Annotated in this window: 21 protein-coding genes and 1 tRNA gene; 5 read left to right on the top strand and 17 right to left on the bottom strand. The window is 37.0% G+C overall.

What is annotated here, in order from left to right; translation table 11 throughout:
* Positions 1–24 precede the first annotated feature (24 nt).
* From ACFCT9_RS01465 to bshC, 15 genes are all read right to left on the bottom strand, one after another.
* Positions 25–750: an RNA-binding protein gene (locus ACFCT9_RS01465; protein ID WP_412520237.1), complete on the bottom strand. Its 726-nt coding sequence runs from the start codon at positions 748–750 to the stop codon at positions 25–27.
* A gap of 117 nt (positions 751–867) precedes the next feature.
* Entirely contained in the window at positions 868–1,161 is a 294-nt protein-coding gene (locus ACFCT9_RS01460) for a YggT family protein (protein WP_412520235.1), read from the bottom strand.
* Between the two features lie 11 nt (positions 1,162–1,172).
* Positions 1,173–1,775, bottom strand: coding sequence for a cell division protein SepF (locus ACFCT9_RS01455; RefSeq protein WP_412520234.1), 603 nt, complete (start codon positions 1,773–1,775; stop codon positions 1,173–1,175).
* 5 nt (positions 1,776–1,780) lie between these two features.
* Positions 1,781–2,455, bottom strand: coding sequence for a YggS family pyridoxal phosphate-dependent enzyme (locus tag ACFCT9_RS01450; protein WP_412520232.1), 675 nt, complete (start codon positions 2,453–2,455; stop codon positions 1,781–1,783).
* Between the two features lie 19 nt (positions 2,456–2,474).
* Positions 2,475–3,263 carry a peptidoglycan editing factor PgeF gene (gene pgeF, locus ACFCT9_RS01445; RefSeq protein ID WP_412520230.1) on the bottom strand — a complete coding sequence of 263 codons (789 nt, stop codon included), beginning with the start codon at positions 3,261–3,263 and terminating at the stop codon, positions 2,475–2,477.
* A gap of 223 nt (positions 3,264–3,486) precedes the next feature.
* Positions 3,487–4,653: a cell division protein FtsZ gene (gene ftsZ, locus ACFCT9_RS01440; RefSeq protein ID WP_412520229.1), complete on the bottom strand. Its 1,167-nt coding sequence runs from the start codon at positions 4,651–4,653 to the stop codon at positions 3,487–3,489.
* A gap of 29 nt (positions 4,654–4,682) precedes the next feature.
* Positions 4,683–6,101, bottom strand: coding sequence for a cell division protein FtsA (gene ftsA / locus ACFCT9_RS01435; protein WP_412520228.1), 1,419 nt, complete (start codon positions 6,099–6,101; stop codon positions 4,683–4,685).
* Positions 6,102–6,203: 102 nt separating this feature from the next.
* Complete coding sequence (locus tag ACFCT9_RS01430; protein ID WP_412520226.1) at positions 6,204–7,133, bottom strand: cell division protein FtsQ/DivIB; 930 nt, start codon at positions 7,131–7,133, stop codon at positions 6,204–6,206.
* A 14-nt stretch (positions 7,134–7,147) separates the two neighbouring features.
* Positions 7,148–8,497 (bottom strand): UDP-N-acetylmuramoyl-L-alanine--D-glutamate ligase, encoded by a 1,350-nt coding sequence (gene murD, locus ACFCT9_RS01425; RefSeq protein WP_412520224.1) that lies wholly within the window; start codon positions 8,495–8,497, stop codon positions 7,148–7,150.
* A gap of 3 nt (positions 8,498–8,500) precedes the next feature.
* On the bottom strand, positions 8,501–9,466 hold the full coding sequence (gene mraY / locus ACFCT9_RS01420) for a phospho-N-acetylmuramoyl-pentapeptide-transferase (RefSeq protein WP_412520222.1): 966 nt from the start codon (positions 9,464–9,466) through the stop codon (positions 8,501–8,503).
* An 80-nt stretch (positions 9,467–9,546) separates the two neighbouring features.
* A complete protein-coding gene (locus tag ACFCT9_RS01415; RefSeq protein ID WP_412520221.1) occupies positions 9,547–11,700 on the bottom strand; it encodes a penicillin-binding protein in 2,154 nt (717 codons plus the stop codon).
* On the bottom strand, positions 11,681–12,079 hold the full coding sequence (gene ftsL / locus ACFCT9_RS01410; protein ID WP_412520219.1) for a cell division protein FtsL: 399 nt from the start codon (positions 12,077–12,079) through the stop codon (positions 11,681–11,683). The genes ACFCT9_RS01415 and ftsL overlap by 20 nt, the downstream gene beginning before the upstream one ends.
* A 20-nt stretch (positions 12,080–12,099) precedes the next feature.
* Positions 12,100–13,014 carry a 16S rRNA (cytosine(1402)-N(4))-methyltransferase RsmH gene (gene rsmH / locus ACFCT9_RS01405; RefSeq protein ID WP_412521602.1) on the bottom strand — a complete coding sequence of 305 codons (915 nt, stop codon included), beginning with the start codon at positions 13,012–13,014 and terminating at the stop codon, positions 12,100–12,102.
* A 35-nt stretch (positions 13,015–13,049) separates the two neighbouring features.
* Entirely contained in the window at positions 13,050–13,481 is a 432-nt protein-coding gene (mraZ, locus tag ACFCT9_RS01400) for a division/cell wall cluster transcriptional repressor MraZ (protein WP_412520217.1), read from the bottom strand.
* A 143-nt stretch (positions 13,482–13,624) separates the two neighbouring features.
* Positions 13,625–15,238, bottom strand: coding sequence for a bacillithiol biosynthesis cysteine-adding enzyme BshC (bshC, locus tag ACFCT9_RS01395; RefSeq protein ID WP_412520216.1), 1,614 nt, complete (start codon positions 15,236–15,238; stop codon positions 13,625–13,627).
* Positions 15,239–15,387: 149 nt separating this feature from the next.
* Between bshC and ACFCT9_RS01390 the strand changes: the two genes are divergently transcribed.
* Positions 15,388–15,834, top strand: coding sequence for an N-acetyltransferase (locus tag ACFCT9_RS01390; RefSeq protein WP_412520215.1), 447 nt, complete (start codon positions 15,388–15,390; stop codon positions 15,832–15,834).
* 90 nt (positions 15,835–15,924) lie between these two features.
* On the opposite strand, the gene ACFCT9_RS01385 is transcribed toward ACFCT9_RS01390, so the two are convergent.
* Positions 15,925–16,605, bottom strand: a complete 681-nt coding sequence (locus ACFCT9_RS01385; RefSeq protein ID WP_412520214.1) for a YjjG family noncanonical pyrimidine nucleotidase — start codon at positions 16,603–16,605, stop codon at positions 15,925–15,927.
* A gap of 185 nt (positions 16,606–16,790) precedes the next feature.
* On the opposite strand from ACFCT9_RS01385, the gene ACFCT9_RS01380 reads away from it, so the two are divergent.
* The 3 genes from ACFCT9_RS01380 (at position 16,791) to ACFCT9_RS01370 (ending at position 18,574) form a co-directional block, all read left to right on the top strand.
* On the top strand, positions 16,791–17,684 hold the full coding sequence (locus ACFCT9_RS01380; protein WP_412520213.1) for a hypothetical protein: 894 nt from the start codon (positions 16,791–16,793) through the stop codon (positions 17,682–17,684).
* Positions 17,685–17,817: 133 nt separating this feature from the next.
* Positions 17,818–17,997: a hypothetical protein gene (locus ACFCT9_RS01375; RefSeq protein WP_412520211.1), complete on the top strand. Its 180-nt coding sequence runs from the start codon at positions 17,818–17,820 to the stop codon at positions 17,995–17,997.
* A gap of 73 nt (positions 17,998–18,070) precedes the next feature.
* On the top strand, positions 18,071–18,574 hold the full coding sequence (locus ACFCT9_RS01370; protein ID WP_412520209.1) for a hypothetical protein: 504 nt from the start codon (positions 18,071–18,073) through the stop codon (positions 18,572–18,574).
* A 40-nt stretch (positions 18,575–18,614) separates the two neighbouring features.
* Here ACFCT9_RS01370 and ACFCT9_RS01365 read toward each other — a convergent pair.
* Positions 18,615–18,688: transfer RNA gene (locus ACFCT9_RS01365), tRNA-Arg, on the bottom strand.
* Between the two features lie 313 nt (positions 18,689–19,001).
* On the opposite strand from ACFCT9_RS01365, the gene ACFCT9_RS01360 reads away from it, so the two are divergent.
* Complete coding sequence (locus ACFCT9_RS01360; RefSeq protein WP_412520207.1) at positions 19,002–19,136, top strand: beta-class phenol-soluble modulin; 135 nt, start codon at positions 19,002–19,004, stop codon at positions 19,134–19,136.
* Positions 19,137–19,170: the final 34 nt, after the last annotated feature.

Genomic DNA, 19,170 nt, shown 5'->3' with positions numbered 1-19,170 from the left:
TATATTGTCCTCCTTAATCATACACTATTTGAATAAAGTTTCATATACTATGCGCAGTTTGTCTTTCTTTGTTTTATGACCGATTTCAGTCACTCTCGCACGGCCATGTCCTTGTATCGACAGCAAATCTCCAGGTTCTAGTTGGAAATCTGGACGTTCAATAATTGTATGATTCACTTTGATACGTTTCTTTTCAATATATTGTTTCGCAATTGAACGTGATTTACGAATCATTTCCTTCAATACAACATCTAAACGCATGGCGCTGACCGTTGCTTGATGAAGCGTCCAATCCTCTTTTGATTGTATCATATCTTCTAGTGGTACTTCATGCAGTTTGACCGGTACACCCTTGATTCGCTTTAATTCCAACATTATATACGATTTAATATTCTTTGTCAAAATAAACTGAATTTTATCGCCTACAATAATATCGCCAAGTTGATCACGTTCAATACTTAATGACATCAATGTCCCAAGCACATTACGATGATCAATCGACGCAAACTTCTCAGGATACGCTAAATCAAACAACACGAGTTCAAAGTCTTCCTCTGTCGCTTCGAAATACTCTGGCGCAATCACAGCACGTTTACGTTCACTAGATGGACTGCCGCCATTAAACGTTACATGCAAATCATCAAAACTATTCACAATGACTTCTAAAATATATTGTGCTCTCGGATCTAAGAAATGTGTTAAGACCGGCGCATAATTACGCTCTGCTTGTTGAACTTTATCCATCAACATCGTAATGATGGGTTGTTCTTCTCTTCTAAAGTGTTGATATATATCTATGTGAATTCACCCCTAACAAAAGAAAAAGGCAGCCTGATTCAATGAACACGGCATACCTTTCATGATTTATTAAACTAATTGTTGCAGAATCAATACGAATATCGCATGTAAGCCTCTTTGGAAGAAAATCAACACAAAGATAGCGGCTAAACTTGAGATATCGATCATACCGATAGGCGGGATAATTTTACGAAACGGTGCTAAGAACGGTTCGTAAATCTTATGCAGGAAACGTCCAAATGCTGAACCTTGTGCATTTGGTATCCATGACATAAAGAAGTAAATAATCATACCCCAGTAATAAACGGTTAACAATAGCTCTATCCCTTTAAATAAGAGCGCTAATGCATTAACTAAACTCATATCATGTTACCTCATTCATAATCAAATTCTGACGTATCCATATCTTCTGTAATACTGCCAGCCACTTCTACGTTATCTGGTGTACATAAGAAAATATCATTACCGACACGTTGGATGTCTCCGCCAATCGCATAGACTGTTCCGCTTAGGAAATCAATAATGCGTTTCGCAGATACATTGTCAATACGTTGTAAATTGACAAGTGTCGCACGTCTATTTTTCAACTCATCCGCAATATCTTGCGTATCTGAGAAGACACGAGGTTCAAATAAACACATTTTTGAACTTTCGTGCAGATTGCCAGCGTTCATATTGACCACATTTCTTGTAGAATCATTGTTTGTATGATTAGCCATTTGATACTTCCTTTCATTGGAAGACGTCTGCAATCGATTGCTTTGTGTTTGACGTTTCGGGACAGTCTTAATTGCACGCTGTCTTTCATTGTAGTAATTATTATTGTTGTTTGATTGCGTTTGCTGCGCTGTTGTAGTAGCTTGTGTTTGAGGTTCTGGTTCAGCTTGTGCAGTATTTTTTGCAGGTTGCTGACGTTCGTCAACTTCCTCTTCTTCTTCTATGACAAAAAAATTGTTAAATAGGTCTTTTAAAGCCAATTGGCTCACTCCTCTTTCCCTACTAGTTTAGTACCGATTCGTACGAAGGTTGCGCCTTCTTCTGCAGCAATTTCATAATCATTACTCATGCCCATTGATAATTCAGTGCATGGCGCATAATCTAATTGTTTTGCTTGAATTTCATCACGTTTATGTCTTAATGTTTCAAAAATCTCTCTGATTTCTGCTTCATCTTCAGTATAAGGTGCCATTGTCATCAGACCTACGACTTGAATGTTTTCATATTGTCCAAGTAATTCGATAAAAGCATCTACTTCTTCTAAAGCAAGACCGTGTTTGCTTTCTTCTTCAGAAACATTCACTTGAACAAAACATTTCACGACATGTGATGCACGTTTATTGATTTCTTTTGCTAAACTTTTTCGATCCAATGCATGTAAGTAATCAATGTCATCAATGACTTCTTTCACTTTACGTGATTGCAATGTACCGATAAAGTGCATCACCACATCATCTGGTAACGCTTCGCGTTTCGCTTGAAATCCTTCTAAACGATTTTCCCCAAAATGTCTGATGCCAGCATCATATGCTTCTTTAGCTCGCTCTATTGTAACATATTTTGTTACAGCAATCACGTTCGGTCTGGTGTCACGATGGACTTTCTCAAGACTTTTCGTAATATGTTCGTTGATTTGTTCTAGATTTTGTTTCACATTCATTGCTATTACTCCTTACTTCTTACTGTCCGATAAATGCCAACATACGGCCAGTCTTACTTTTTTCTACCCTATATGAAAAGAATAAGTCTAAATTCTCTGAAGTCGCATAGTCTGTCACATCAATATTTTCACTTGGTACACCGGCTCGAATCAATAACTGACGATTGGCTTCTTTTAAATCGATGCCATGTCGGTCTTCGCCACGTGTTTCGATAAACGTCGATGCGTCGACAGGTAAAGCTTCAAATTTCGCTTTAATGTCATCATTAATTTCATAACTATTTGATGTAGCAGGTCCAATCACGACTTGTAAATCTTCTAAGTCAAAAATAATATGCTCTAATATTTCTTCTGAAATACGTCCGACCGTTCCCTTCCATCCTGCATGTGCTAACGCAATAAAATGGTGTTTCGGACTATAGAAATAGACCGGCACACAATCGGCATAGCACATCGTCAATAAGAGATTTGAATCATATGTGTACATCCCATCTACACCATGCAGTGCATCTGTTAATGTATCAATATTAGTATTCGCATCATCCATTGTGACTTCCACTACATTGTTACCATGTGTTTGAATCGGGAAGACCCATTGCTTTCTGTCATAGCCGATGGCTTCAGCGATGATATGTTGATGTGCATGGACATTTTCAGCCGCATCATCAATATATAATGCCATATTAAACGCATGTTCTGGATACGGACTTTGTCCGCCTTCTCTTGTCGTGAATCCTAAAGTAACCCCTTCTGATTTTGCATCAGTATGTGCTAAATAATGTGGTTGCTTGATAAATTTCTCTGGCATAATAATCTCTCCTATTTATAGATGGATGCCTTTTTGAACTAGGTTGTTAATTTAATATTAAAGCTAATTGCGTATAGATTCAAATATATAAAAAGTGTCATCAGATCAATCGATCTGATGACACTTTAGATTATTGTTCTCACTAGACCACTCGATGACCTGTTGCATCTAATCTTGCGTGATACTATGGTTGATTGCTCAATGCAAACTTTATAGAAAGAGATTAACGTCTAGTTCTTCTTGAACGTCTTTCTTCTCTGTTTCTGATGAAGCTTGGAATATCATCTTCTTTTGTAGTGTGTGTTCTTGATTCGCTTGATGATTCTGAACTATGAGATCTTGGCGCATGACCGATACCTTCATCACTTGAAGTACTTGTGCTTGCTGCGCTAGATCCGAAACCTGTATTAGATTGTTTACGTGCATGTGTTGCTGGTTTGTCTTCGAAACCAGTTGCAATGACAGTCACTACGATTTCATCTTGCAATTCAGGGTTGATTACAGTACCGAAGATCATGTTTACATCTTCATCTGCTGCATCTTGTACGATGTCAGCTGCTTCTTGTGCTTCGAATAAAGATAATGATTCTCCGCCTGTAATGTTCATTAGGACACCTTGTGCACCAACGATTGATGTTTCAAGTAATGGAGATGAAATAGCTTTTTTAGCTGCTTCAACTGCACGGTTTTCACCTGAAGAAACACCGATACCCATTAATGCAGAACCTTGGTTAGACATGATTGTCTTAACGTCTGCAAAGTCAAGGTTTACTTCACCAGACACTGCGATTAAGTCTGAGATACCTTGTACACCTTGGCGTAATACGTTATCTGCTTCTTTGAACGCTTCCATCATTGGTGTTGATTTATCAACGATATCTAATAAGCGGTCGTTTGGAATAACGATTAATGTATCTACAGCTGCTTTCATTGATTCTACCCCTGCAGCAGCTTGTGTTTGACGTTTACGTCCTTCGAAACTGAATGGGCGTGTTACAACACCTACTGTTAATGCACCCATTTCTTTCGCGATTTTAGCAACAACTGGTGCAGCACCTGTACCAGTACCGCCACCCATACCAGCAGTTACGAAGACCATATCAGCACCTTGGATTGCATCTTCGATTTGCTCGCGAGATTCTTCAGCAGCTTTTTTACCGATTTCTGGGTTCGCGCCAGCACCTAAACCACGTGTTAATTTTTCACCGATTTGGATTCTGGACTCAGCTTTAGATAAGTTTAATGCTTGACCGTCAGTGTTGATTGAAATAAATTCAACATTGTTCATTCCGTGGTCAATCATTCGGTTCACAGCGTTGTTACCTCCGCCGCCGACACCAATGACTTTTAACGTCGCTAAATGATTAAATCCTTGTTCAAATTCTAACATTTAAATTTCCTCCTAGTTTTAATGGGCAATCAATCAAATAGAGATTTCAATAATTTTTTAAATTTACTTTCTTCTTGTTTCTCATGAGATTGGTCTGAGTTATAATCAGTTTCTTGCTTAGTAGTATGTGTTTCTGGTGTTTCAGAAACTTCTTCTGTTTCAATTGATTCACCTGAATCAAGTGTTTCATGAGTCTGTTTGTTTTGTTTTTTCTTGAACCAGTCGAAACCGCCTGCTTTTTCAGTGTGCGGCTTAGGTTCTGACTCAATCACTTCTTCTTCAAATTCTTCATTATCATGATTATTAATTGTAACATAATCTAATAATTCATCAAAAGTGATACTGCTAGAAATTGTAGAAATGGCAGATGAGAATTCAGGTTTTCTGATTCCCATTTGTGAAGGTGTATGTATTCTTACCTTCTCATTGACCATATCTTGCAGTAATTCACGAACGCCTAAAAGGTTTGCTGAACCGCCAGTAACAACGAATCCGCCGTTAACTTTCGTTAAGCCTAATTCTTGCAGTAAATCAAAGACATTGAAGAAGATTTCTTCTACACGTGCTTCGATCACATCTGCTAAGTCTTTTTGCGTGAATTGTGCATCTTCATCACTATCAATTTGTTCAACAGAGAATACATCTTGATCTGATGCTGAGTTATAGAACGCATGACCATATTGATGTTTCACTTTTTCTGCTGTCGCAAATGAAGTGTTCAGACCTTGCGCAACATCGTCCGTGATATCACGTCCACCCATTTCAAATGAGTCGGCATCTACTAGTTCACCACGTTCGTAGAATGCAACTTGCGTTAAATCTTGACCGATGTCAATCACACAAGCGCCTAACTCTTTTTCAGTCGGCGTTAAGATTGAACCGTAGTTATATGCATCAGAATAAACATCTAATACATCCACGCCGCAAGCTTCCACACATTTAATTAAGTTAACAAGAATTGATTTTTGAATCGCGATAACACCCGACTCAACTTTCAATGAATGTCTTGCCATCAATTCTTTCGGATCAGAAACTTCATTGTCTCCATCTACGATGAAGCGAATTGGGAAAGTATCCACCACTTCAGTTTCTTCAACGTCATTTTTGTCTCTGATGCCTTCTAACACTGTTTCAATGTGTCTTCCGTTTATTTCAGTATCTTCATAAAATTCGATTTCATTGGTTTCATCATAAACTTCAGTAGCGACAATCGGCAATTTCAAGAATACTTCTTTGATATCAACGCCAGACGCGATTGAAGCTTTCTTAATTGTATCTTTAACAGCTTGTTTCGCTAAATCGAAATCATCGATTAAGCCATTCTTAATTCCGCTTGTATAGGTTTGTCCTGTACCTATCACATTAATTCCATTATGAAATTTTTCGCCTACTATTGTTTTTACACTAGATGAACCAATATCTACACTTATATAGTAATGTTCCTCCATAGATAGGCACCTCCTGACAATTTCTTTAAAAAATACACTATAGTTAGTTTACAATACGTTTCTATGGTTGTGAACTATAAACACATGATATTCAAGACTTTTTTAATTATTTGTACTACTTTCTTTCTGAGTTTTATCTTTTGTTGTCTTATCCTCTTTCATTTGGTCACTAATTTTGTTTAAAGTGTCCTGCAAATCATCTTTTGCTTTATCTTCCATCGCTGTACCTTCTTTTAATTTCACACTACTGTCTGATGACGTAGATGAAGAAGATTTGTATGGAATAAATGAAGCACCGACATATAAATCAATGAAACCTGATTTTTTCAATTCACCAGATTCATCACGCTCTAATGCATTGACCATTTCAGGATAGTATTTTAATTTATCCGCGATTGTACGTATATTGCCGATGACTTGAATTCCATCTTTCATATACAGTTTGATTTTATTGCGATTATCTTTATCATCCGCATATTCCACTTCAGAAATCGAGTGTCTGATGTCTGTTGGCACTTCTGATAAAGCTTGAATCATTTTTTCGCGGCGTGAGTCACTAAATCCTGAAATCACTGGCGCATCATTTGGAACTTGGCCTTTATAGTCTTTTAAAATGTGATCATTTGAAAGCACTGGATGATACTTGCCCTTTTCTTCTAACAAACCGACCAACTGATACTCAGAAACATTCACTTCTAAATCATTCGGCAATTTTCTCTTGATTTGTACGTCTTTAACGAAAGGATTTTCTTTCATTTTGTTGATGGCTTTCCCTTTGCCGAACATGTAGATTTTAGTATCTTTCTTTAAATCTAAAGCTTGTTTCGCTTCCTTATCAGAAAGATAATGGTTGCCTTTCACCTCTACATGGTCAATATTACTAATTGGCGTGAACATATACAATACTATCAGAATTATTAAAGTTATGAGTGTTCCAAAGATTATAAGTTGAACGCGCCGTTGTTTTGCTCTGCGTTTTCGGCGTTTTTCTTTTAAGTACTCTGAATCAATTTTTGGTACTTTGTCTGCCATCCATCATCACCCTCCTACTTCGAAGGGAGATGTGAACGAAAACTGTCGATAAAAACATCTCCTCGTTCTTCAAAAGTATTGTATTGATCCCAACTTGCACATGCCGGCGATAATAAAACAACATCATTCGGTTCAATGATATTCTGTACTTTATTCACCGCATCTTTAACATCTGTAGCACGAACAACATACTTACCTTGGCTTTCACCAAGTTTCGTCAACTTATCTTGCGTTTCACCGAACGTTAACATCACACGCACATTCTTCATGTATGGAATCAATTCATCAAATCCATTGCCGCGGTCTAGTCCGCCGCATAACCAAATAATCGGTTGTTCGAAAGAATTTAACGCAAATTGTGTTGCTAATGTGTTTGTAGCTTTAGAATCGTTGTAATACTTGTTCGTTTTATTTGAACCAATATACTGCAAGCGGTGTTTGATACCTGAGAATGTCGTCAACGTATGAATAATAGCATCAATAGACACACCCGCTAAGACTGCTGCTAAAACAGCAGCTAAGATATTTTCTAAGTTATGTTCACCCGGAAGCACGATATCATCTTTATGAATAATGCGTAAACCGTTCAAGACAATGTAGCCATCTTTCATATAAATACCGTCAACTTCTTGATTCGTAGAGAAATAATACGTCTTCGCTTTTAAATCTTCTGTTTCAATCAAATGACGTTGACAATAATTACAGATTAAGTAGTCATCTTCTGTTTGATTTTTATAAATACGACGTTTCGCATCACGATAATTTTCTAACGTACCATGATAGTCTAGATGCGCTGAATAGATATTTGTGATAATCGCAATGTGTGGGCGATACGTATCAATTCCTAACAATTGGAATGATGACAACTCAGTGATTAAATAATCATCCGCTTTTGCTTCTTGCGCAACTTTAGATGCCACAAAACCAATATTCCCTGAAAGCAATCCTTTTTGTCTGCTGTTGTCAAACATATCACCGATTAACGATGTCGTTGTTGTTTTACCGTTAGTTCCTGTCACCGCAATAATCGGTGCTTCTGAAATTAAATAACTGAGTTCTACTTCTGTTAAAATCTTCAAACCGCGTTTTTCCGCTTCTTCAATCAACGGCACAGAATATGGAATTCCTGGATTCTTCACAATGATTGGATCGTCATCCAATAAAGATAATGGATGATGTCCCCCGATGACAGTTAAACCCATTTCTTTTAAATCTTTCGCATGCGGATCTTTGGAAAGGTCCCCGCCATCATTGACAGTGACTTCTGCACCAAGATGGTGTAGTAATTTAGCCGCTTCATATCCGCTCTTCGCTAATCCAACTACTAATACATGTTTTCCTTCTAATCCTTTATATTTAAGCATTGATTAATGCACTCCAATCCATAAACCTATCAAGCCTGTAATGAGTCCTGTAATCCAAAATACTGTTACAACTTTCCATTCATTCCAGCCGCATAATTCAAAGTGATGATGCAATGGACTCATCTTGAAAATACGTTTGCCCGTCAACTTGAATGAAGCGACTTGTAAAATGACTGATAACGTTTCAGCAACAAATACAAATCCGATGAACAATAATGAAAGTTCCGCATTCAACATAATTGAAACGGTTGCGATAATACCACCTAATGCTAAGCTGCCTGTATCACCCATGAATACTTTTGCCGGGTTCACATTGTAGAATAAGAAACCTAATAATGCGAAGACCATAATGATACAGAAAGTACCTACTGCGTGGTTACCAAGCATAAAGCTCATAATCGCATACATAGAAAATGCGATAATCGATAAGCCTGTTGCTAAACCATCTAAACCATCTGTTAAGTTAACTGCGTTAGAGAAGCCGACTTGCCAGAAGACGATGAACACGACATACGCAACAGAAAGCGGAATTTGCACGGTTGTAAACGGAATGTGAATTCCTGTCGCAAAATGAATCATGTTGAACGTATCACTTAAGATAAAGAAGATGACCGCGATTGCAATTTGCGCTAAGAATTTTTGTTTACTTGTTAATCCTTGGTTATTCTTCTTCACAACAATGATGTAATCATCAATAAAGCCGATTAATCCGAAACCGACTGTCACAAATAACAATAGAATAAATGGATTTGGATTATCAGAGAAGATAATCGCAATCAGCGTTGCGACAATAATACTGATTAAAAACGTCAAACCACCCATTGTCGGTGTACCTGTTTTCTTCATGTGGCTTTTCGGGCCTTCTTCACGGATACTCTGACCAAACTTCATCCTTTTCAATGTTGGAATCAGTATTGGCACTAATACTGCTGTAACTAAAAATGCGACAATTGCTAAAACATAAACCATATTGTTCTCCTTGTATATCTTAATTTAATTTCTTATGTAAGGTGAGGCATGGATACAACTGTATCCATAACCTCTATAGATTATTCTGCTTGTGGTGCGGACAATTTCACTTCGACTTCTTTTTTATCTTTCAGTGACGTATTCGGACTGATGGATTGTTCAGAAACAAAGCCGTTACCTTTCATTTTAACACGAATACCTGTTAATGATTCGAAAGCTAAGACATCATCTTTGCTCCAATCTTTCATATCAGGCATTGTCATGTCACCATCTGTTTTCATAAAGACTTTACTATGCAAGAGTGTCTTTTCATCAGCTTGCGGCAATTGTTGTGCAACAGTATTGCCTTCACCGATCACTACAGGTTTCAAGTCTTTGCTTTTCACAGCTTCTTCAGCTTTATCAATCGTTTGTCCTGACACATCAGGTACTTTGCCGAATGAATTTTTCGTTGCTTTTTCATTATCTTTACCGACATTTAAATACTTCAATGTATTTTCCATGATTGGATTAAATGCCGAGCTGACATTCATCTCATAAGCTTCTTGTTTGTTTTTCTGAGCTAAACTCATCCCAGCATAAACAATGATTTCAGGATTTTTGCTTGGCGCATGTCCAATAAAGCTTGAGAAGTATGGATAAGGTCCTTTAACATAACCGCCGTTTTCGTTGTCAGCCACTTGGGCTGTACCTGTTTTACCGCCGATACGATAGCCTTTAACTCTAAAGTTTTGCGCATGACTTTTCTTGCTGTTAACAACTAAGTCTAATTGTTCTTTCACTTTATCCGCTGTATTTTCCGTAATCGGTTTACCGGCAATATCTTTTTTACCTTTATACAAGGTATCGTTTTTAACTGGATTATCGACACTGCTGACAAACCAAGGTTTGACCATGTTCCCTTTATTAAAGAACGCCGATTGTGCTTGCAGCATTTGGATAGGAGTGACTGTTGTAGATTGTCCGAATGCTGTCGTTTTTTGTTGTAATTCATTATCCCAAGCAATACCGCCTGCTGCTTCACCGTCAAACATACCGCCTGTTGGTTTACCGAAACCGAATTTTTCATACCATGACTTCATCTTGTCCGCGCCGACCATATCTTGAAGCTGCATCATCAAGGTGTTAGATGAATACGTAAAACCAAGACTCATTGGGATTTTACCCCAACCTGTGTTATTCCAGTCAGAGATTTCAGATCCCATAATTGTTCGATGTCCTGATTTATATTCTTTATCTGGTTTGAACTTGCCTTCTTGAATCGCGGCAGCTAAACCATACGTTTTGAATGTTGAACCTGGTTCATACGTATTTTGGTATAAATCATTCGCCCATTTCTTACCGAAGTCTTTACCCGTTTCAGGGTTGAATGTCGGGCGTTGACTAAACGCTAAGATTTCACCAGTATGCGCATCCATGACAACCGCAAAGGCATCTTTAGGTGCGAAACGATCATCAAGTTTATTCAAGGCTTCCTCTACAAAGACTTGAATATTGGAATCAATCGTTAAATGGACATCATCACCACGTTGCGGTGCCACTTCTTGTTTAGAATTCGGTGCGATATAGCCCCAAATATCATGTACATAAGATAACATACCGCGTTTACCTGCTAAATAACTATCAAAGATCTTTTCAACACCCATGGCACCTTTTAATTCTCCATTATCTGGATTCTTTTGTGCCATCCCAATTAAATGAGAAGCAAAGTTGCCATTAGGATAGAAACGTTCTGTTTCAGGATATAACGCAACGCCAGGCAATTTCATTTTTTCAATTTTATCTTTTTGTTGATACGTTAAGTTGCTGCCCTTACGGCCGAACTCAACTTGGAACGCTTTTTTGTTATCTAACATTTTTTCAATGTCTTTTTCTTCCATATCGATGACAGTCGCAAGTTTCTTAGCTGTTTCTTTTTTATCTACCACGTGACGTGGTTTGTCTGAACCTTCATCAGCTTTCTTACTTACAACAGCCGTCAGTTTAAAGCGTTCCACATCCTCTGCGAGAACCTTGCCGTTTCGGTCATAAATCTTCCCGCGCTCCGGCTGTTGCTGGGTCTGAACTAAATATTTTTCATTGGCTTTCATGACTAAGTTCTGTCCTGAAGAATGCCCTGTCAACATGACAAAGGCATACCTTAAAACCAATAGAAAAAAGAGCAGTCCGAACAAGCTGACGAGGAGGACTGCCCCTATTTTATTTTTTTTAATTTTAATTTTTCGCTTCGGCATTATTACGCACTACCTTTACATTATCGTTCTTTAAGCTCATGCCTTGTTTTTGAGCTTTATCGTAAATGCGTTCATAAGAAGAGTTCTTTTTGATTTCTGATTTTAATGCGCTGTTCTGACTTGATTGTTGTTCAATTTTATAATCTAAATCAGCAATTTTACCCTTAGTATCATAAGCATCCATTTTTAATGAAAGTATATAAATACTGATCATTGCAATCACTGCGACTAAAGATATGTATAATACCTTCTCAAATTTAGTGAGTTGTACAACAACTTTGCGCTTTACTTTCTTAGTCGGCGATGGATTAACTTCTGGGGTTTGTCTGGCAGGTTCGTATTGTTCGGTATAAGGTTCATAGATTTTTTCTACAGCCATAGCAGTTTGTCACTCTCCTATCATTTTAAAATCTCTGCTACACGCAATTTAGCACTGCGAGCGCGGTTATTTTCTGCTAAATCATCATCTGTTGCTGTAATCGGTTTGCGGTTAACACGTTTAAGTTTCGGTGTATATTCCTCAGGAATAATAGGTAAACCACGGGGAACTTCAGGGCCTTTTTCGTATTCTTGGAAGATTTGTTTGCACAAACGATCTTCCAACGAATGGAAAGTAATCACTGAAATGCGTCCGTGTACTTTGACTCTTTCAATTGCTTGCTCTAATGAGTCTTCAAACGCTTTCAACTCATCATTCACAGCAATTCTGATTGCTTGGAAGACACGTTTTGCAGGATGTCCGCCTTTACGTCTTGCTTTAGCGGGAATTCCTTCTTTAATCACGTCTACCAGTTGTAAAGTTGTTTCAATAGGTTCATGTTCTCTTGTTTTTTCAATTCTTCTGGCAATTTGTTTAGAGAATTTCTCTTCACCATAACGATAGAAGATTCTGACTAAACTTTCATAAGGCCAGTCATTCACAACTTCATAAGCTGATAAAGGTTGTGTCTGGTCCATACGCATATCTAATCGAGCATCTTGGTGATAACTGAATCCTCGTTCCGGCACGTCTAACTGCGGGCTTGAAACGCCTAAGTCATAATAAATGCCGTCTACTTTGTCAATGTTCAAATCATCAAGGATTTGATTGATTTCTCTGAAATTGCTGTGCACAAATGTGACACGATCTAAGTGGTCTTTCAAGACCTCTTTCGCATTTTCAATTGCTGTCATATCTTGGTCAATCGCAATCAAATGTCCTTCGTCATTGAGTTGATTTAATAAATAAAGGGCATGACCTGCTCCACCAAGTGTACAGTCTACATACACACCATCTTCTTTTATATTTAATTCGTCAATGGTTTCTTTTAACATGACACTTACATGATGAAACACTTTCATTCCTCCATTTAAAAATCAAAATCTATCAAATCTTCAGCGATATCTTCGAAACTGTCTTCAGATTCTTCATAGAAATCATTCCATGTCGCTCTGTCCCAAATTTCGATGCGGCTAGAAACACCGATCACTGTACATTCTTTAGTTAAATTCGCGTACTCCCTTAAATTTTTAGGGATATTAATACGCCCTTGTTTATCAAGTTCCACTTCAACAGCACCTGAGAAGAACATACGCATGAACTTACGTGCATCACGTTTTGTCATTGGCAATGACTTCATTTTCTCCTCAATATTCTGCCATTCTTCCATAGTGTAACCGAACAAACATTTATCAAGGCCTCTGGTAATAATAAAACGTTCATTCAATTCATATCTGAATTTAGATGGTACAATCATGCGTCCTTTTGCGTCTAATTGGTGTTCGTACTCACCCATGAACATTCATATCACCTCACCTTATTTATAATTTACCACAACTCACCACTATCCTCCACTATTTATATGAACATATCAAAAAAAATTCATTTTTAGCATAAAAATAGCCCATGCTCATAACTGTGAGCATGGGCTTAAGCCTTGATTCTCTAAGGTTTGATGATAATTTGATTTAAAGTGTAACGAAGTGGTGGATAGGTGGAGGGACTGAACACATCCATCCCAAAATCGTTCATCATTTGCAACGCATTCCAAATTCTTTCTTGAAGACCGCCCATTGGGTGGAGGGCATCGTTAATTTCTCTGAAATGTTTCATACTGATTGCATTTTCTCTCTCAATATTATGGAAGTAACGTTTTCTAAGATAATCATACTGCGTATGATGAATTTGATTATTTTTAATCACCAAATTCTTATTATCTTCATTATCTTTTACTTCAGCTAATAATTGCTTATAGACTTCTTGCTGGTTTTCTTGCAAAGCGTCTAATTGTTCTAAGAAGCTGTCAGAGGCATGTGCTCTAATAAACTTATTCTTCTCATCATCAATACCGTCTGTGATAACATCTTCAACTTGAATGTGATAACGATTCAATAATTTCTCAACACGCTTTGTTAAATACGTAATTTTCATTCGTGGCAAGACAATTGGCATGTCTACTTCTAAGACATCAAACGCCCCTTTTAATTCTGCCCAGTATTTAATCTCACTCGGACCACCGATAAAGCTGAGTGTGTTGAACAGCCATTCTTCCATAATAGGTCGTGTAACAACATTATTTGAAAAGCGTTCAGGTTCTTGCGCTATAATCTCTAGCAGTTCTGCCTCTGTATAAGCAGTTTGTGACTTGCTGGTATAGAACTTGCCGTTTTCAAACGTCAATAACTGACGCATCTCATCTTCATGTAAAAACAAATGCACATTCGTATCCGTTTGAATCATTTGATTGAACCCTGCATCTACTGTGCGTGCTTGTGTTTGTCTAAAAGCTTTATCCACTGCTTTATGTTGTTTCAACATTTGTTTTAAAATCGGCTGCTCCAACTGGCGAAGCTTCTGATCTTGTGCATCTATTAACAACACACCATAATCCTTGAAGACCGTATGCAGTAATGCTTTAAAGATATCTGTCCATGTGTCATATTGTTGAATAATAGACAACATTGTCTCATGTAATACCTTTGTATGTTGCGTTTCTTGAAGCTGTCCCATAAATTGATCTAATGCTTCAATTAACGCTTCTTTATCAGGTACATAGCGTGAAACGTTACTTTCAGGCGGTGTCATCGTATGATATTTCACCCTCTGCAACATTGCTTTTTGCTGATTAAAGACATATGTGTGATTCACTTCATCGAAGTCGTGGTCCTCTCCGGCAATCCAAAAGACCGGCACCACTTCTTTTCGATATTCATCTTCAACTTGAAGACTTAAATTAACAATTGATAATATTTTATGAAAAGTATACAGCGGTCCCCCGAACAACCCTGCTTGTTGTCCACCGATGACTACTTTAGCTCCTCGACTTAATTTATCAATATTCTCTCTCTGTTGATCAGATAATTCTAAATCTGACATATAATCACCAATAATAGCGGCTAAAGCTTGTTCCCTGCCGTTGCTCGGCTGATTTAAAGCTTCTTTGAAGCTTTCAGGAGACATCGCATCATATTGGTAAAATGAATTAAGCACTGAATCGCTTTGTTTCAAGTTTGTCAGAAACTGATCGTTTTCATTGATATTTGCGGTTAAACAATCCATACACTTTTCTCCTTAACTACTTGTGTTTTCTCATTCATAGTATAATGTCTATTTCTATATAACACAATTTAACGGCTTATCGTATTCAATGCGTGTAAGCGCTATTTATTATATAATATACATAAGAAAACAAAAGGGGGAGAAATAAAATGGGCAGCATTAAACACTTAGATATTAACTATAAGACGGATGAATTGTTTGAAAACTTTAGAGAAACAAGCAATCCTAACCTCGCCTTTATCGATGAATTTGCGGGTGAAATGATTGACGCAAGTTCAGAATCACCATTTTACGGCATTTTTGTCGGGGAAAAAATTGCAGCGAGAATGGCACTGTATGAAAATGGCGAAGTTGAAGAACAATACTTCCCTGACTACGATCATTATTTAGTATTATGGAAACTGGAAGTCCTTCCTGATTATCAATCAAGAGGACTCGGTACAGAATTAGTGAACTTTGCGAAAGAAAAACACTTGCCAATCAAAGCCATCGCAAGAAACCAATCTAAAGATTTCTTTATCCGACATGGTTTCAAAGATGTAGAAGCTAAAAATCCAGAAGGTTATGACGTATTAATCTGGGCTCCTGCACACTAATATAAAATCGATTCATTTATCTCATTAACAATTAAACACTTAATCATAATAATACGGTCTGACATGTGGTGATGTCAGACCGTATTATTGTTATAAAATCGATTGAATCTCACTTAAGTTTTTAATTTCATAGTCCGGTTGAATCTGAGTTGAATTTTCTTTCCCTCTATAATTAAACCAGCACGTCGCAACACCCGCGTTCTTACCACCTTGGATATCAGATGTTAACGAATCACCGATAATCAACGTTCGTTCACGATCCGCTTCTATGCGATCAAACACATAATCAAAGAATTCCGGCATCGGCTTTTGATAACCTGTCACTTCAGAAATAAAAATATCATGAATCATCGTTTCAAGCGGTGTTTGCGTTAATCTGCGTAACTGCGTATCTTCCACACCATTTGTCACAATATAAAGCTTCGCATGTTCGGCCATATATTGAATCGCTTCTAATGTATCAGGAAAATATTTCACAGGTGCAGTCGCAAGTCCATCACGAAACATGACATCCGCTTCATGCCCATTCACCTGCATCCCAAAACGATTGAAATAATTGATAAAGCGTTCAGTCAGCACTTCGTCCTTTGTCAGTTTATTTTCCTGAAATGCTTCCCAATGTGCTTGGTTAACTTCTTTAAATAATGCTAGATTTTGATATGTCGGATCAAGTTGATAGTGTTTTGCTAAATGAAAGAATGCTTGATCTTCTGCATCATGAAAATCCACGATAGTATCATCAAAGTCTAATAATATCGTTTCATACTTCATTGCTTCACCCCCATTATTCCCCATGGTAGTTGAATTCATGATAACTTGCAATAGAACTATACTTTTATCCCTAAACTTCAGCAATTAACTCAACTAACAATTAATTGTTAAACTAAATTTTGTTAGATATACTAAAGATTATAAACAAACATCAATCATCGACTTGGGGACAGGAGGTTATCATTATGACCATTAATGCCACGACATTTTTGACACTTTGGTTGCTTTTCACACTACTATTTATAGTTTTTTTATTTTTAACGCTTAACGCTTTAGGCAAACAAAACAGATACAAATTCAAACTGTCCGTCACACTCACTGCTTTAATTCTAGGACTTGTCTGTTTTGTCGGTATCTTTACGGATCAATCACTCTATAAACACAGCTTTCCCAATTTTTCTTTTAAAGATAAACTGTCCTTCTTAGACAACAAAGATAAACCAAAACCTGCAGCTCAGCCAAAACAAAACACAAATCAAAATTCAAAACATCATTATTCTCCTAAAGAAGTTAGATCTAAAGGCTATGAGTATGAATACGATCATTTTCCTGCAGGTTTCAAACCTACTGCCGACGTAGGAAATTCCATCAGTTCAAGCGCGGAAACATTAAAAGTAGGTCATGATATCGATCCTGGTTATTACCGTATTATGCCTGCAACTAAAACCACTTCTGGTATAATCAGCATTCAAAATCCATTCGGTCATGACGTTGAAAGCCACTACCTTTCAAGAAGTTCTGGTCCCCCTTCTGTAACGACGTACCTTATCGATGGTCAAACGCTCGTATTAAATAAGAAAGACAGTGAGCATAAGACCAAATTTATTATGTCATCAGAAAATCATAAAACGCATAACATTATCTCTACAGGTACTTTCATCGTTGGCGTTGATGTTAAGCCCGGCAAGTACAAAATGCAAGCTGATAACAACGGGAACTTCATCGTACACAATCATAAAAGCGGTGGTCCTAAATATAATGAGATATTAAAGGATGACTTCACTAAGATCATTTCACTCGATAAAGGAGATATTATTTATATTAAGGGTGATACTATAGTGTCCTTCTTGCCGCGATAGGTTATTTGCCTAACATTAATGACTGACGTATAATTAAAAGGCATGTATATAAATTACTCGTTGCGATTAATAGCACATACAAGGGTAAATACATTATAAGAGATGTATTAATGTATAAAGGGAGTTGAATTCAATGAATCCACGTTTAAAACGCGCATACCAATCATATATTGAAAAATTTGGCGAACAACCACCAAAACCTTATATGAGTACTTTAAGTGAGTACGAACAAGAAGAAATTATCAACCAACGCATCAGAACTAACACAAAATTCTCTGAGAACAAGTACTTCCAAAAAGTAGCAGTTAAATAAATCCAATTAAAAAGATGTGCCGTGTTGGCACATCTTTTTTAAAATATATTCATAACAATTAGGAGGTATTAAGATGGAACAATTAGGATTTCGAGAAAGTTTTATTGAAGGAAGCATTCTTGCAGAACTTGATAAAAAACAGAAAAAACAATGGAAAGAATTGAGTATTGAAGATAAGCGCCACTTTATAAAGCTTTACAAGGAAATCTTTAAATTTAATAAAGAAAAGTTTTATCAAGACTTGGAACATATCTTTCAAGAAAGAGGAATTTTAGGCGAGGAAAAGACACCAGAACAAATACAACATGATAAATTGATTGATTTCTTTAGAACACAAGGTATACCTAATCCAACCGAAACTACATTAGAAGCATTTAAGTTCCAACAAATTTTCGCTAATTTCGATAACTTCTATCATGTAATGGGACAATTCACTTTCAATATAGAGAAACAAGCACAATTTAACTACTACATGTCTCAACAAAAGCAAAATTTTATACACATCGCGCAAAGAGACAAGATAATCAAACAAAATGATGAAATCATAGAATTACTTAAAAAAATTGCTGATAAATAAGAAAAAAAACCATAACCACAAAGGTTACAGGCTTTAGTGACGTCCTGGGAGGGATTCGAACCCCCGACCGATGGCTTAGAAGGCCATTGCTCTATCCAGCTGAGCTACCAGGACATGATTTTTTAACACAAGAATAATTATATCTAATTAAAGTATTTAAATCAATACCATTCATAATAATTTCTGTTATGATTTTTCACTTTAGAAGATGTATTGCACTTATCATGACAAGTATATCACTTTCTCGGTAAATAGAACAGTTAGGAATGCCTAACTGTCATGAATCTGTCAGAAACACCACGGGTATGAACCAAAGATTGTAAGTTAAGGAATTTTGCCCAATTTGATAACAATTGATTGTATAGTAGAACTATCAAAGGTTGGTATTCCACTTGACCTTAATTAAAACAATATAGGGGTGACAAACATGGAAGGATTATTCAAAGCAATCAAAGGCACAATTGACGCTGCACAAAGCGGTGACAATTTAGACCTAGGCTCTAACATCGTAGACATCATCACTAATGGCGCAAGCATCGTAAGTAAATTATTCGGCTTCTAATTTAAGCCTAATTCAGCATATGAGATAAAGAGAA

The sequence above is a fragment of the Staphylococcus simulans genome, assembly GCF_047037175.1.
GTDB lineage: Bacteria > Bacillota > Bacilli > Staphylococcales > Staphylococcaceae > Staphylococcus > Staphylococcus simulans_C.
This window is presented reverse-complemented; position numbering and strand designations above follow the sequence as displayed.

Coding starts and splice junctions, on each gene's coding strand:
- ACFCT9_RS01465 (WP_412520237.1), bottom strand. CDS start 750: ATGTTGATGGATAAAGTTCAACAAGCAGAGCGTAATTATGCGCCGGTC.
- ACFCT9_RS01460 (WP_412520235.1), bottom strand. CDS start 1,161: ATGAGTTTAGTTAATGCATTAGCGCTCTTATTTAAAGGGATAGAGCTA.
- ACFCT9_RS01450 (WP_412520232.1), bottom strand. CDS start 2,455: ATGAATGTGAAACAAAATCTAGAACAAATCAACGAACATATTACGAAA.
- pgeF (WP_412520230.1), bottom strand. CDS start 3,263: ATGCCAGAGAAATTTATCAAGCAACCACATTATTTAGCACATACTGAT.
- ftsZ (WP_412520229.1), bottom strand. CDS start 4,653: ATGTTAGAATTTGAACAAGGATTTAATCATTTAGCGACGTTAAAAGTC.
- ftsA (WP_412520228.1), bottom strand. CDS start 6,101: ATGGAGGAACATTACTATATAAGTGTAGATATTGGTTCATCTAGTGTA.
- ACFCT9_RS01430 (WP_412520226.1), bottom strand. CDS start 7,133: ATGGCAGACAAAGTACCAAAAATTGATTCAGAGTACTTAAAAGAAAAA.
- murD (WP_412520224.1), bottom strand. CDS start 8,497: ATGCTTAAATATAAAGGATTAGAAGGAAAACATGTATTAGTAGTTGGA.
- mraY (WP_412520222.1), bottom strand. CDS start 9,466: ATGGTTTATGTTTTAGCAATTGTCGCATTTTTAGTTACAGCAGTATTA.
- ACFCT9_RS01415 (WP_412520221.1), bottom strand. CDS start 11,700: ATGCCGAAGCGAAAAATTAAAATTAAAAAAAATAAAATAGGGGCAGTC.
- ftsL (WP_412520219.1), bottom strand. CDS start 12,079: ATGGCTGTAGAAAAAATCTATGAACCTTATACCGAACAATACGAACCT.
- rsmH (WP_412521602.1), bottom strand. CDS start 13,014: ATGTTAAAAGAAACCATTGACGAATTAAATATAAAAGAAGATGGTGTG.
- mraZ (WP_412520217.1), bottom strand. CDS start 13,481: ATGTTCATGGGTGAGTACGAACACCAATTAGACGCAAAAGGACGCATG.
- bshC (WP_412520216.1), bottom strand. CDS start 15,238: ATGGATTGTTTAACCGCAAATATCAATGAAAACGATCAGTTTCTGACA.
- ACFCT9_RS01390 (WP_412520215.1), top strand. CDS start 15,388: ATGGGCAGCATTAAACACTTAGATATTAACTATAAGACGGATGAATTG.
- ACFCT9_RS01385 (WP_412520214.1), bottom strand. CDS start 16,605: ATGAAGTATGAAACGATATTATTAGACTTTGATGATACTATCGTGGAT.
- ACFCT9_RS01380 (WP_412520213.1), top strand. CDS start 16,791: ATGACCATTAATGCCACGACATTTTTGACACTTTGGTTGCTTTTCACA.
- ACFCT9_RS01375 (WP_412520211.1), top strand. CDS start 17,818: ATGAATCCACGTTTAAAACGCGCATACCAATCATATATTGAAAAATTT.
- ACFCT9_RS01370 (WP_412520209.1), top strand. CDS start 18,071: ATGGAACAATTAGGATTTCGAGAAAGTTTTATTGAAGGAAGCATTCTT.
- ACFCT9_RS01360 (WP_412520207.1), top strand. CDS start 19,002: ATGGAAGGATTATTCAAAGCAATCAAAGGCACAATTGACGCTGCACAA.